The sequence below is a fragment of the Stutzerimonas balearica DSM 6083 genome (genome assembly GCF_000818015.1).
GTDB classification, from domain to species: Bacteria; Pseudomonadota; Gammaproteobacteria; order Pseudomonadales; family Pseudomonadaceae; genus Stutzerimonas; species Stutzerimonas balearica.
This window is the reverse complement of record NZ_CP007511.1, coordinates 2,186,906-2,200,661: the sequence shown is the minus strand read 5'-3', so window position 1 is coordinate 2,200,661 and position 13,756 is coordinate 2,186,906. Positions and strand designations below refer to the sequence as shown.

The 13,756-nt window shown below is 65.9% G+C and carries 12 protein-coding genes; 11 read left to right on the top strand and 1 reads right to left on the bottom strand.

The features are described 5' to 3' along the window. Positions 1–79: 79 nt before the first annotated feature. From CL52_RS09975 to CL52_RS09960, 4 genes are all read left to right on the top strand, one after another. Positions 80–535 (top strand): hypothetical protein, encoded by a 456-nt coding sequence (locus CL52_RS09975; protein WP_043220284.1) that lies wholly within the window; start codon positions 80–82, stop codon positions 533–535. Positions 536–667: 132 nt separating this feature from the next. Beyond that, positions 668–1,438 (top strand): EAL domain-containing protein, encoded by a 771-nt coding sequence (locus CL52_RS09970; protein WP_043220282.1) that lies wholly within the window; start codon positions 668–670, stop codon positions 1,436–1,438. A gap of 153 nt (positions 1,439–1,591) precedes the next feature. Continuing rightward, positions 1,592–2,320: a hypothetical protein gene (locus CL52_RS09965; protein ID WP_043220280.1), complete on the top strand. Its 729-nt coding sequence runs from the start codon at positions 1,592–1,594 to the stop codon at positions 2,318–2,320. A 132-nt stretch (positions 2,321–2,452) separates the two neighbouring features. Further along, the gene (locus tag CL52_RS09960; protein WP_052264544.1) at positions 2,453–3,109 is read left to right on the top strand and encodes a response regulator transcription factor; all 657 of its coding nucleotides are present in this window, start codon (positions 2,453–2,455) and stop codon (positions 3,107–3,109) included. Here the strand turns inward: CL52_RS09960 and CL52_RS09955 are convergent. Next, complete coding sequence (locus CL52_RS09955) at positions 3,076–5,100, bottom strand: sensor histidine kinase (RefSeq protein WP_052264543.1); 2,025 nt, start codon at positions 5,098–5,100, stop codon at positions 3,076–3,078. The two genes, CL52_RS09960 and CL52_RS09955, sit on opposite strands and share 34 nt — an antisense overlap. A 129-nt stretch (positions 5,101–5,229) precedes the next feature. Between CL52_RS09955 and CL52_RS09950 the strand changes: the two genes are divergently transcribed. The 7 genes from CL52_RS09950 (at position 5,230) to CL52_RS09920 (ending at position 12,979) form a co-directional block, all read left to right on the top strand. Further along, entirely contained in the window at positions 5,230–5,664 is a 435-nt protein-coding gene (locus CL52_RS09950; protein WP_041105542.1) for a YqaA family protein, read from the top strand. Positions 5,665–5,724: 60 nt separating this feature from the next. Then, entirely contained in the window at positions 5,725–6,789 is a 1,065-nt protein-coding gene (locus CL52_RS09945; RefSeq protein WP_043220278.1) for an AraC family transcriptional regulator, read from the top strand. A 133-nt stretch (positions 6,790–6,922) separates the two neighbouring features. After that, entirely contained in the window at positions 6,923–7,690 is a 768-nt protein-coding gene (locus tag CL52_RS09940) for an SDR family NAD(P)-dependent oxidoreductase (RefSeq protein ID WP_043220275.1), read from the top strand. An 11-nt stretch (positions 7,691–7,701) separates the two neighbouring features. Further along, positions 7,702–8,886, top strand: a complete 1,185-nt coding sequence (locus tag CL52_RS09935; protein ID WP_043220272.1) for an acetyl-CoA C-acyltransferase — start codon at positions 7,702–7,704, stop codon at positions 8,884–8,886. Between the two features lie 11 nt (positions 8,887–8,897). After that, the gene (locus CL52_RS09930) at positions 8,898–10,037 is read left to right on the top strand and encodes an acyl-CoA dehydrogenase (RefSeq protein ID WP_043220271.1); all 1,140 of its coding nucleotides are present in this window, start codon (positions 8,898–8,900) and stop codon (positions 10,035–10,037) included. Positions 10,038–10,177: 140 nt separating this feature from the next. After that, positions 10,178–11,803, top strand: a complete 1,626-nt coding sequence (locus CL52_RS09925; RefSeq protein ID WP_043220269.1) for a long-chain fatty acid--CoA ligase — start codon at positions 10,178–10,180, stop codon at positions 11,801–11,803. A gap of 69 nt (positions 11,804–11,872) precedes the next feature. Beyond that, the gene (locus CL52_RS09920; RefSeq protein WP_052264542.1) at positions 11,873–12,979 is read left to right on the top strand and encodes a CaiB/BaiF CoA transferase family protein; all 1,107 of its coding nucleotides are present in this window, start codon (positions 11,873–11,875) and stop codon (positions 12,977–12,979) included. The last annotated feature ends 777 nt before the right edge of the window (positions 12,980–13,756 follow it).

Sequence of the window (13,756 nt, the reverse complement as noted above, 5' to 3'; positions counted from 1 at the left end):
CACACCCTGGCTTGGGCACGGCGGCAGGCCCACAGCTATCCTGCCTATATGACCCCTGGCCCGAGCGAGGAGCGCTGCCATGAAAATCGAACGCTTCGAGGATCTCATCGACTGGACGCGCGACGCCCATGCGCAACTGGCCCGCTGCATGAGCGCCGGGGCCAGCAAGCAGGCGGAAACGCGTGCGAAGTGGCTGCTGCTCTACCTGGCGGATCACGAAAAGGTCCTGTCGGAAACCATCTCCAAGATCGAAGCGCACGCCGATGGCAAGGCGCTGCACACCTGGATTTACGACTACCTCGTGCGCGAACCCATGCACCTCGGCCAGAAGTGCAAGGCCTATCACCAGATGACGGTCGAAGAGATCTGTGCCGACGTGTTCGAAATGCACAACCGGATTCTCGACCTCTACCGCTCGCTGGCTAGACGCGCGGAGATCGACACGGCCCGTGAGCTGGCCCGCGAGCTGCTCGAGCTGGAGCAGCATGAAACGATGCGATTGGCGCAGCAGGTCAATCGCATCCACGAGATGTAACGACGGCTGCCGGCCCCGCCCATCAAGCTCATTTGTTGTTAAAACAACGGGTTCCTCCGACGCGCCCCGGGAACGTCCTGCTTTGCTGAAAGAAACGGACTCACCGCCGATGTCTGGCGGCTCGGAGGGCGCATGGGGATCAGCCAGAATCTTGATCGGCTCGTCGCGTTACATCGCAGCAGGCTGCGGAGCCACGGCGAAACCGAGTTTTTCCGCCAGCAGATCGTCGACCGGCATTTACGACTGCACGGCAGCCATTACTTCAGTTGCTTCGGCAGGTTGGGCCAGGCGCTCGCGCCAGACGACCGCCGTGCGATTCTCTGCGCCGAACTGCTCGAGCGCATTCGCCTGATTCCCGCGGCGGCCCGACGCCTGGCATTGCGCGGCGGGCGACCCTGGCCGCTGCGCTGCGTTGTCACGATTGATGAGTCGCTCCTGCTCGAGCATTCGCTGATGGACGATATGGCCTGGACTGCGGCCGAGCTCAAGCCATTCGGCCTGCAGCTGGTGCTGGAGCTGAGTGGACGGCTCGAGGCAAGCGGATTGGCCGCTGCCCCGCGAGCCAGCCGGGTGATCTTCGGGCACCTGTATGGCCTGCTCGATCACGGCGTCGAGCTGATGGCTCGGCTCGCTGCGCAGCAGGGCAGCTTGAGCGCACGCGTATTGGCGCTAGGGCTGTGCCGCTATGTAAAGGTCGATCTGCGCCAATGCTGCGTTGAGGCTGCGGCTGGGCAGGACGAGGTGCTGGACAGGACGCACGGGGCCATGACCGCACTGCTCGAGCGCTGCGACGTCTGCTTCATGGCCGACCGGATCGAGTGCCACGCCGACCACCAGCTCGCCCTGCGGCTACCGTTCCACTTGCTCAGCGGTGACTACTATTCGCCGCCTGAGCCCATCTGAATCGTCTGGTACCCAGAGGGCAACCGTAAGGTTCTGTCAGCAATTGCCGCGGCCACCGCCTTAATATCGTGACCGGCGTCACAACACGAATCTGGCGTGCTGGCGTCAGACCGAGCCGCGTTGCCGGAAGCACACCGGCGGTAAGGAGAGGCGATGAATCGCAGGCAGTACGAACGTGCGATCCGTGACATGGTCTGGCTGCCGGTCTTCGACCGGCGCCTGCGGCCGATAGGCTACGAAACATCAATGCAGGCGGGTTCCGGCCTCACTTATGCCGCCCCCCAGCATGGCAGGCCGGCCGAGTTGGCTGCGCAGTTTCTATTTCGCCTGCGGCTGCATGCCTTGACCCGTCCTCATGCGGACGGCGGGGCGCAGCCCCAGCTGTACCTCAACCTGAGCAAGGCGGTGCTTGGCAAACCCGAAGTGGTAGGGCTGCTGTCCGAGGCAGCTCTGGATCTCCGAGCGTGCGGTTATCGACTCAACGTGGTGGCCACCGCTGCGCCCTTCACAGCGCACGGCGGAGCGCAGCGCTACATCGATGCGCTGATTCGCCTACAACAGGCGAACATCGCCGTCGTCCTGGCGGACCCTGATCTGAGCGGTGTGCCTCCCGAGCTCGAACTCGGCCTCTGCCGCGCGGTAAAGCTGAGCATGGCGCATCTGGAGGTCGGCGCAGGCTTTCGCTCGGCATTTCTGCTGAGCCGCTACGAGACCTTGCGGTCTTTGTTGTACGCCATTGTCGAGCGCCATCGGGCCGAGCTCTGGGCCTCGAATGTCGTCACCGCCTGGCAGCAACGGGTGGTCAGCGGCTTGCCTTTTGCCTTGGGCCAGGGCGCCTACTGGGCTGGATCAGGCAACGAGGCGTACCAGGCGGCCGGCTGATCGGCCCACAGCGAAGCCGCTACCCTGGAAAAACCATACGACCAAAGCGACGCCGCGGTGGCCGACTGGCTGCTGGTCGTCACGGCATAATGCGTGGGTCTGGAACCTTGACGGCAATCCCGCGAGGCATGCTTGAACATTCTGCTGGTCGAAGACAGCGCTGAACTGCGCGAAGAAATCTCCGCGTTTCTCAGCCGACGCGGCTGGTCGGTGCTGTGCGCCGGCTCGCTGCAGGAGTTCGAGGCGCTCATGGATCAGGCCGGGCTGGCCATCATCGACATCATGCTGCCCGACGGCAGTGGCTTCGACGCCATCACCCGCTTGCGGCAAGCGTCACCCGGCGCCGGCATCATTGCGTTGTCGGCGCGCGGGAGTTCTGACTACGTGGTGCAGGGTTTGCACGATGGCGCCGATCACTATCTGGTCAAGCCGGTGAAACTGATCGAACTCGAAGCGGTGATCGTCTCGCTCAGCCGCCGGGTGCCCACCTCGTGGACCTTGCAATCCGGTGCGCGCCAGCTGATTTCGCCGCGCGGCCTGGCGCTGCAGCTCAGCCGCAACGAGTTCACCCTCGTGCAGCTACTCGCCGAGCGGCCGGGCGTTCCGGTTTCTCGCCGCGCCATCGTCCAGGCCTATGGCGAGCAGTGGCTGAGTTACGACCAGCGACGCATGGATACGCTGATCAGCCGCCTGCGCAAGCGCTGCCGCGATACGCTGAATGACGACTTGCCGCTGAAGACCGAACACGGCGAGGGCTACAGTTTCACTGCGCCGATCGTCGTGGCGTAGGGCGCATGCGGCAGTGTGAGCGTGACCTGGCAGCCTTCGCCCGGTGCGCTGGCGATGGCAACGCTGCCACCCTGCATCTGCATCATCCGCCTGGCCAGCGACAGGCCTAGCCCGGTACCGCTCTTGTCGCCAGCGGAGCGGCCACGGTAGTTGGGCTCGAACACATGCGGCAGGTCTTCGGCGGCGATGCCCGGGCCGTCGTCGGTGACCTGCAGGCTGACGCCCTCATCGCCGACCCGGCCACTGAGGGTGATCCTGGTCCCGGCCGGCGTGTACTTGACGGCGTTGTCGGTGATCGTCCGCAGTATCAGCAGCATCAGTTCGCTGTCGCAGCGCAGGCTTGGCGGCAGGTGGGATTCATCGACACGGATGATGTGCTTCTCGCCGAGCAGTCGTGCGGAGCTGGCGGCATCATGCAGCAACGGCGCGGTAGCCGTTTCGCGCAGGTGCGCCACGTTGCGCAGAAAGCCGAAATGACGCTCGTCGAGCGAGCTGCTGAGCAGCCGGGTCATACGCTCGGTTGCCCGCAGGATCTTGCGGTATCGCTCGAGGGTGGCGGGATCACCTTCATGGTCGAGCTCGAGGTTCTGCGCGGTGGCGTCGATAACGGCCAGCGGAGTACGCAGTTCGTGGGACGCGGTGGCGAGGAAGTGCCGTTGCTCCTCCTTGGCGTGCCGCTCGAGCGAAAGCGCAGCCTGCACCTGGGCAACCGTGGCTTCCAGCGCGCGGGTACGCTCGGCAACCTGGCTTTCGAGGTGTTGCTCGTTGCGCTGTGCCAGCGCCAGTGCCTCGGCCTGGGCGGCCTCCTTTTCCCGACGCAGGTTCTCGTGGCTGCGACTGACCGCCGAACTCATCACCAGCGCGTAGGCGGCCATGGCGAAATACAGGGCGTTGTCGATCAGCAGCCCGGGCTCGAACCAGCCGAGGTTGCGCCCGATCCGCAGTGCCAGGCTCAGCAGGAACAGCGCCTGCACCGCCGCCAACACCCGCGCTCGCTTGAGACCGCTGAGCCCGAGCCAGAAGGCGATCTGGCACAACGCGAATGCGCACAGAAATATCCAGCCCTGATAGATCAGTCGCCATAACGACCAGGGAATCAGCAGGTTCATCGAGGCGAGCAGCGCCGCCAGCAACATCGCCACCAGGCCCCAGCGTGCCAGGCTGGCCAACAGCCGCATCCGCAACAGGCCCAGGTACTGGACCTGGAAGATCGCACCGAGCACCGGCGCCCAGATCCAGGCGAGGGTACTCGGCAGATCCTTTGGCCCGGCCAGCGCACCGAGCAGGTAGTACGGCAGGTAGCCTTCTGCCCCGAGCATGGTGATCAGGTTGGCCAGGGTGAACAGGCTGAACAGCCCGAAGGTGGTGTCTCGGCTGGCGAAGTACAGCCAGAGGTTGCTGACGATCAGCAGGACGAAGGTTGCGAAGATCAGCCCATGCAGCAACTGCAGGCGGATGATCGAGCTGATGAAGCGCTCGGGCGGCCAGAGCACCATCGCGAAACTGATCGGATTGTGGCTCTTGATGCGCAGGTAGAGGGTGGTGCTCCCTTCGGCCGGGAGCTCGAGACGAAACAGCGGATTGCGAAAGTGGATGTCCTGCGCCTCGCTGTTGCGGTGGTCGCCGGCGACGGCCTGGCGAAAGCTGCCATCCGCTCGGCGCTGATACAGCACCACCTCGTCCAGCGTGGAGGACTGCAGGTCCAGCCACCAGATCGGGATGTCGGGGGCGGGCCTTTCGAGCTGCAGGCGCAGCCAGACGGCGCCGCTACGATAGCCAAGCCCGGGGTTGCCTTGCTGCGTCATGAAGCGAGCCGCCATGCCGGGACGTTCCAGATCTTCCACGCTCAGGCGCTCATCCGGGTCGACGAGCAGCGCCCAGCGGCCACCCAGCGCAACCGGCTCGGTACCCGTTTCATGCCAGCTGGCCTGCGCCAGCCCATGCGCCAGCAACAGGAGCCACAACCACCAGCTCGGAACGACGCGCTTCAATTCTCAGCTCCGATAGTCAAGGCGCCACTATAGCGGCGGCCCGGGTGGCTGCCTATTGACGGCCTGTCTCGTATCGCTTGGCGCAGGCATACTGGCGGGCTGTGCAACAGCGCGAAGGCAAGCAATCGAGTGGAGCTCACCGGCTACGCAGGACTTTTTCTGGCCGCCTTTGGCGCCGCCACGTTGCTGCCACTGGGCTCGGAAGCGCTGCTTGCAGGGCTGCTCGCCGCGGGCGGCCACTCGACCTGGGCACTGATCGCGTTCGCCAGCCTCGGCAATGTCCTGGGTTCGCTGGTGAACTGGCTGCTGGGCCGCTATCTGGAGCATTTTCGCCACCGCCGCTGGTTTCCGTTCAGCGAACGACAGCTGGACCAGGCGCAGCGCCATTACCATCGCTATGGTCGTTGGACGCTGCTGCTCAGCTGGGCGCCGCTGATCGGCGATCCACTGACGCTGGTGGCCGGGGTGATGCGCGAACCCTGGTGGAGCTTTCTGCTGATCGTCGGGCTGGCCAAGACCCTGCGTTACCTGGTCGTTGCCGGCCTGACGCTTGGCTGGCTATGACTGGCGATGCCTGGCACGGTGGACCATCATGGTGCGCTGTCACGGTCGCTTCAGCCCAGGATGAACCCGTTGCCTGAATCATTCGCCCTTCACGACAGCGCCTCGACCGCCGAGCGCGACAGCATTTCCGTGCGCCTGGTCCAGCAGGCTCTGCTGGCCTTTACCGACGCCGGCAGGTCGCCTGCGCAACTGCTCGAGTCGCTTGGCCTGTCGTCGGCGTGTCTGGCCGAGCCGGACGGACGCGTGAGCGTGGACTATTACCGGCGCATGTGGCTGGGGCTGGCCGAGCGCTTCGACGACGAGTTCTTTGGCATGGACGCACGGCGCCTGCGTTCGGGCAGTTTCGTCTTCATCAGTCGCTGCTGCGTCGCCCAGCCGACGCTGGAAGCGGCGCTGCGCCAGATGCTGCGCTTCTATGGCCTCACGCTCGAGCGCTTTCGCGGGCGCCTGGTGCGCCGCCACAGCCTGGCGGAGATCGTGCTGGAAGAGGGCGCTTGCACGCCCGGTCGCGCCTTTGCCTACTTCACCTTCTGGATGCTCGTCCACGGGTTGGCCTGCTGGCTCGTCGGCCGGCGGATACCCTTGCTGGCGGTGGAGTCGCGCTGCGCCGAGCCGGACTACACCGACGACTATCGGGTGATGTTCTCCGAGAACCTGCGTTTCTCGCAGGCCTCGACCCGCATCATCTTTGCCGCCGAGGTGCTCGACCTGCCGATACGGCGCAGCGAAGAGGAGCTGCGCGCATTTCTCCAGGACGCACCGGCCAATATCCTGGTTCGCTATCGCGACAGCAGCAGCCTGGCCAGCCGCATCAAGCAACTGCTGCGTGAACGGCCTGCCGATCGCTGGCCGGACAGCCAGACGCTCGCCGGCGAGCTGTGCATGTCCCCGGCCACGCTGCGTCGCCGGCTGGCCGAGGCCGGACAGCCGTACCAGGGCATCAAGGATGCCGTACGACGCGAGCTGGCGACGCGCTGGCTGGCCGATGCGGCCCTGAGCTACGCGGAAATCGCCGAGCGCCTCGGCTTCGCCGACGTCAGCTCGTTCTACAAGGCCTTTCGCAAGTGGTCGGGTACCAACCCCGGGCACTACCGCACGTTGATCCTGGGCACCGCCGACGAGTGAGCGGCTGATAGCCAGCGGCCATTGGCCAAAACGCTCAGTACGCTTGAGTGCATCGACCATTGCTGGCGGCCCGCATGGCGACCGAACATGGCTCCGGCTTCGATCCGAAGAACAACAACAGCGGGAGAACGCCATGCAGATTCGAGACAGCGTCTTTCTGATCACCGGCGGTGGTTCAGGTCTGGGCGCCGCCGCCGTACGCGAGCTGGCACAAGCCGGGGCGAAGGTGGTGGTGGCCGATCTCGACGAGGCCGCCGGCAGTGCCTGCGTCGAGCCCCTCGGCGCCGGTGCGATTGCCGTCCAGGCCGACATCCGTGACGAAGCGGCTGCCCGCCGCACCGTGGCCCAGGCCCGCGAGCGCTTCGGTGCGCTACACGGGCTGGTCAACTGTGCGGGTGTAGCCGGCGGCGAGAAAATCCTCGGTCGTCAGGGGCCGCATGGGCTGGACAGCTTTGGCCGCATCGTCGGCATCAACCTGATCGGTACATTCAACATGCTGCGTCTGGCCGCCGAAGCGATGGCCGACAACCCGCCGAATGCCGAGGGCGAGCGCGGTGTGATCGTCAACACGGCGTCCATTGCCGCCTTCGACGGGCAGATCGGCCAGGCCGCCTATGCCGCCTCCAAGGGTGGCGTGGTCAGCATGACGCTACCGGCGGCGCGTGAACTGGCGCGCTTCGGTATCCGCGTGATGACCGTGGCGCCCGGCGTGTTCGAGACGCCGATGATGGCCGGCATGAGCCAGGAAATCCGTGATTCGCTGGCCGCCGGCGTACCGTTCCCGCCGCGCCTGGGCCGCCCGGCCGAATACGCCGCGTTGGTACGGCATATCTTCGAGAACCCCATGCTCAACGGCGAGGTGATCCGCCTCGACGGTGCGTTGCGCATGGCCGCCAAGTGAAGGAAGCAAGCATGAAACAGGATCCGATCGTCATCGTCAGTTGCGCCCGCACGCCCATGGGCGGCTTCCAGGGCGACCTCAAGAGCCTGACGGCGCCACAATTGGGCGCTGCTGCCATCCGCGCTGCCGTCGAGCGTGCCGGCCTGCCGCCGGAGAACGTCCAGGACGTGCTGATGGGTTGCGTACTGCCCGCCGGGCAGGGCCAGGCACCGGCACGCCAGGCCGCTCTAGGCGCCGGCCTGACCCGCGCCACGACCTGTACCACGGTCAACAAGATGTGCGGCTCGGGCATGCAGACCGCCATCCTCGCCCATGACCAGCTGCTGGCCGGCAGCAGCGACATCGTTGTCGCCGGCGGCATGGAGAGCATGACCAACGCCCCCTATCTGCTGGAGAAGGCCCGAGCCGGCTACCGCATGGGGCACGGCCGGGTGCTCGACCACATGTTCCTCGACGGCCTGGAAGACTCGTTCGACAAGGGCCGGTTGATGGGCAGCTTCGCCGAGGAGTGCGCCGATGCCTTTGGCTTCACCCGTGAGCAGCAGGACGCCTATGCCATCGAATCGCTATGCCGGGCGCAGGCCGCCATTGCCGGCGGCGCGTTCGCCGACGAAATCGTCGCGCTGGACGTGACCGATGGCAAACAGCAGCGCCAGGTGCGCGATGACGAGCAGCCGCCCAAGGCGTCGCTGGACAAGATCCCGCAGCTGCGCCCGGCGTTTCGTGAAGGCGGCACGGTGACCGCGGCCAACTCCAGCTCGATTTCCGACGGCGCCGCCGCGCTGGTGATGATGCGCCGGTCCGAAGCCGAACGCTGGGGCCTGCAGGCGCAGGCGGTGATCCACGGCCACGCGGCCTATGCCGATGCCCCCAGCCGCTTCACCACCGCGCCCATCGGGGCGATCGGCAAGCTCATGGAACGCACCGGCTGGCGCCTGGCCGACGTCGACCTCATCGAGATCAACGAAGCCTTTGCCGTGGTGCCGATGGCGGCGATGCGCGAGCTGGACATCGATCATGCGCGGCTCAACGTCAATGGCGGCGCCTGTGCTCTGGGCCACCCCGTTGGCGCTTCCGGCGCGCGCATTCTCGCGACGCTCATTCATGCGCTACGCGCGCGTCAATTGCGCCGCGGCGTGGCAGCCATCTGCATCGGTGGCGGCGAAGCGACGGCGATGGCCATCGAACTGATCTGAGGAGGCGGCCGATGCTACCGAACGAGGATCAACAAGCCATCGCCGCGATGGCGCGGCAGTTCGCCCGCGAGCGGCTCAAGCCCTTCGCCGAGGCCTGGGACCGCGAGCACCGCTACCCGGCCGAGGCGATCGCCGAAATGGCCGGGCTCGGCTTCTTCGGCATGCTGGTACCCGAACAGTGGGGCGGCAGCGATACCGGCTACGTGGCCTATGCCATGGCCCTGGAGGAGATCGCCGCCGGCGACGGCGCCTGCTCGACCATCATGAGCGTGCACAACTCGGTCGGCTGCGTGCCGATCCTGGCATTCGGCAACGAACAGCAGAAGCGTGACTTCCTCGTGCCCCTGGCGCGCGGCGAGCAGATCGGTGCCTTCGCCCTGACCGAGCCGCACGCCGGTTCGGATGCCAGCAGCCTGCGCACCCGAGCGGTGCGTGATGGCGACAGCTACGTGCTCAATGGTGCCAAGCAGTTCATCACCTCCGGTCGCCACGCCGGGACGGTGATCGTTTTTGCGGTCACCGATCCACAGGCCGGCAAGCGGGGTATCAGCGCCTTCATCGTGCCGACCGACACGCCCGGCTATGAGGTGGTGCGCGTCGAGGAAAAGCTCGGCCAGCATGCCTCGGACACCTGCCAGCTGGCCTTCAACGACCTGCGCGTGCCGATCGCCAATCGCCTCGGCGAGGAGGGCGAGGGGTACCGCATCGCACTGGCCAACCTCGAGGGCGGCCGTATCGGTATCGCCGCGCAGGCGGTGGGCATGGCGCAGGCGGCATTCGAGGCGGCACGCGACTATGCCGGCGAACGCGAGGCATTCGGCAAGCCGATCCTCGAGCACCAGGCGGTGGCGTTTCGCCTGGCCGACATGGCCACGCAGATCGCCGTTGCGCGGCAGATGGTGCGGCACGCCGCGGCACTGCGCGAAGCCGGCAAGCCGGCGCTGGTGGAGGCCTCGATAGCCAAGCTGTTCGCCTCGGAGATGGCCGAGAAGGTCTGCTCGGCCGCGATCCAGACCCTTGGTGGCTATGGCTACCTGCGCGACTTCCCGGTCGAGCGCATCTACCGCGACGTCCGGGTCTGCCAGATCTACGAGGGCACCAGCGATATCCAGCGGCTGGTGATCGCGCGCAACCTGCAGGAGTTGAAGTAAAACCTCACGCGGCTTGAGCTTTAAGCCATAGCGCGTTGATTGATAAGCCTTTTTTGCCGTGCCAATTGGTTGGCCGGAGTGCTCCGGTCGCCACTCTAAAACAAAAACAAGATGAGGTCGGAAACATGCAAACAGGACTGATGCAGCAAGCCCCGTTGTCCATCACCTCCATCCTCACCCATGCCGCCGCCGCCCACGGCGACCGCGAGATCGTCTCGCGTCAGCTCGACGGCCCGCTGTGGCGCTACGACTATGCCGGCCTTGCCGAGCGTGCCGCGCGGGCCGCCAGCATGCTGCGCAGCCTTGGCATCGCGCCGGGCGACGCGGTCTCGTCGCTGGCCTGGAACACCCATCGCCATTACGAACTGTTCTTCGCTGTGCCGGGCATCGGCGCCGTACTGCATACCGCCAACCCGCGGCTGTCCGACGACCAGATCGTCTACACCATCAACCATGCCGGCAGCCAGGTGTTGCTGTTCGACCAGAGCTTCATTCCCTGCGTCGAACGTTTGCGCGATCGGCTGCCGAACATTCGTCATTTCGTCATGCTCGCCGAGGAGGCCGCCCTGGCCGAAGCCGGCGCCGGGGTGCAGGCCTACGAGGCGCTGATCGCCAACGAGGCGCCGGTCGTCTGGCCGCAGTTCGATGAGAATGCCGGCGCCATTCTCTGTTACACCTCCGGTACCACCGGCGACCCCAAGGGCGTGCTCTACAGCCATCGCTCGGTCGTCTTGCACGCGATGGCGGCGGGGTTGTCCGGCGCGTTCGGGCTTTCCGCCTTCGATTGCGTGATGCCCTGTTCCTCGCTCTACCACGGCACCGCCTGGGGGCTGCCGTTTGCTGCGGCGATCAACGGCTGCAAGTTCGTCCTGCCATGCGACAAGATGGACGGCACGAGCCTGCAGGCGTTGATCAAGGGCGAGGGGGTAACCCTTTCCGGCGGCGTACCGACGATCTGGACCATGTACCTCGACCACCTGGAACGCACCGGCGAGGATGCCGGCAGCCTGGCGCGCCTGGTCATCGGTGGCTCGGCCGTGCCGCGCATGATGGCCGAGACCTTCCAGCGCAAGTACCGCGTCGCCGTCTGCCAACTCTGGGGCATGACCGAGACCAGCCCGCTGGGCGTGGTGGCAACGCCAACGCCGAAGCTCATGGAGCGTGGTCATGCGGCGACCAACGACACCATCTGGAGCCGTCAGGGCCGGCTGCAGTTCGGCATCGAGCTGAGAATCGTCGACGACCAGGGCCGCGAGCTGCCACGCGACGGGCAGAGCTCGGGCAAGCTGTTGGTGCGCGGGCCCTGGACGGTCGAGCGCTACTACCGCAGCGATAGAAGTGCACTGGATGCCGAGGGCTGGTTCGACACCGGCGACATCGCCACCCTCGACGCCGATGGTTTCCTGCGCATCACCGACCGCAGCAAGGATGTGATCAAGTCCGGCGGGGAATGGGTCAGCTCCATCGACATCGAGAACGTCGCGGCCGCCTGTCCCGGCGTGAAGGTGGCCGCCGTCGTCGGCGTGTTCCACCCCAAGTGGGAGGAACGCCCGCTGCTGGTGATCGAGCCGCACGCCGACGCCGAGGTCAGCGCCGACCAGGTGCTGGCCCATCTGGAGCCGAACCTCGTCAAGTGGTGGATACCTGATGCGGTGGTGTTCGACCGGGTGCCGCTCACGGCCACCGGCAAGATCGACAAGAAGGTGCTACGCGAGCGCTACCGCAACCACCTCGTCGAGAATCAGCGCAACGCGGCGAGCTTCTGAGCCGCCCGCCGCCTGGCTGCTGGTCGGGCGGCGGCGTTCCGCCATGAAGAGCCTAGCTCTGGAGGTCATGTGAGCGACACGCAGGAATCAGGCCCTGGCCCGCTTGCCGGGCTGCGCGTGCTGGAGTTCGCCGGCATCGGCCCGGGGCCGCACTGCGCCATGCTGCTGGCCGATCTGGGGGCCGATGTCATACGCGTTCAGCGTGAGGGCGGAACGGGCTGGTCGAACCCGGTGGTGGACCGCGGCCGGCGCGTCGTAACGCTCGATATCCGCAGTGCAGCCGGGCGCGAGCGCTGCCTGAGCCTCGCTGACCAGGCGGATGTGCTGATCGAGGGCTTTCGTCCCGGGGTGATGGAACGCCTGGGGCTCGGGCCCGAACCGCTCCTGCAGCGCAACGCCAGGCTGATCTACGGACGCATGACCGGCTGGGGGCAAAGCGGGCCACTGGCCGGTGCGGCGGGCCACGACATCAATTACATCGCGCTGACCGGCGCGCTGGCGGCGATTCGCGGCGCCGAGGGAACCGCGATCCCACCGCTGAATCTGGTCGGTGATTTTGGCGGGGGCTCGATGTTCCTCGCCGTGGGTATCCTCGCCGCGCTGTTCGAGCGTGAGCGATCAGGCAAGGGCCAGGTCGTCGATGCGGCCATCGTCGATGGCGTCTCGTCGTTGATGAGTTTCTTCTCGGGCCTTCTGGCCACTGGCCGGCTGTCGATGGAGCGTGCGGCCAACCCGCTGGCCGGGGCGGCGCCCAACTACCGCTGCTATCGCTGCGCCGACGGCCGCGAAATCGCCATCGGCGCGCTGGAGCCCAAGTTCTGGGAACTATTGTGCGAGCGTATCGATGCGCCGGAATCGCTGCGCCGGGTCGGCCGCGATCCCGCCGCGTGGGCCGAGCAGGGCGCCGAACTTCAGGCGCTGTTCGCCAACCGCAGCCGTGATCAGTGGTGTGCGCTGCTGGAGGGGACCGATGCCTGCTTTGCACCGGTGCTCGAATTGAACGAGGCACCGGAGCACCCGCACCTCAAGGCACGCGGCGTCTATCGCAACCAGGAGGGTGGCCTGCAGGTGGCGCCGGCACCACGCTTCTCACGCACGCCTGGTCAAGCCCGGGTTTCGGTCGAGCTGTCGGCGAGCGAGATCGCCTGGCATCCGCGGGTAACCACCTCGCGGTAACGCTTGCCGAGTGTTACCGCGGCCGGCCGGGCGTAACGCCTGCTGGGCAGGGCGGTAACGAAATTCCCGTTCCGGCGGCCCTGGAAAATCTCATACGCTTCACAAGTCATTGATATAAAAGGCTTTCGTAAAGTTGGCACGACTGCTGCTCTATTACTGGCACAACAAAAACAAAAAACCAGAAGCACCCATAACAAGAACAAAACGAAGCGGCTCCTGAATAACAAGAACAACAGGATGGGGACGTAGCAAACTGATTCTTTTGGAGAGGAGTTGCCCAGAGGTTTCTCTCGACCGGAGCGAGAACAACAAAACTGCCATGCAAGGCAGCACCAGAACCGGTTGGCCCGCGAGGGCAGGCAGCATCAGCGACCAAAATAATCCGTTTGTTCCTCGGTTCCATTTGGAACCATGGGCCCTGAGGCCCGGCCGGGCTGCAAACAAGAACAACAAGCCCGTCAGCAGAAGAAGAACAAAGCACGATCCCTTCAAGGGGAAGCCTCACGGCTTCCCCTTTTGCTTTTCTGCGGTCTGCCATTTTGGTGTGCGCGCACCGGGTTGCCGACAAGGCCGGCCACGCTCCCGGCTGCGCGGCCCGTGGGCACGGAGCAGTCTTGTCGGCGTCATCGCTTGGCTCGGGAGGTCGGCGGCGCAGTGCCGTTGCGCCGCATCTCGCGCACGCGTGTACGCGCGTGGAAAAAGCCCCGTGGTCGCTTTCCACCCTACGGCGCGGTGCGGGATCCGGCAGCGATAGGGATGGCCACTCTCACGAGTTCA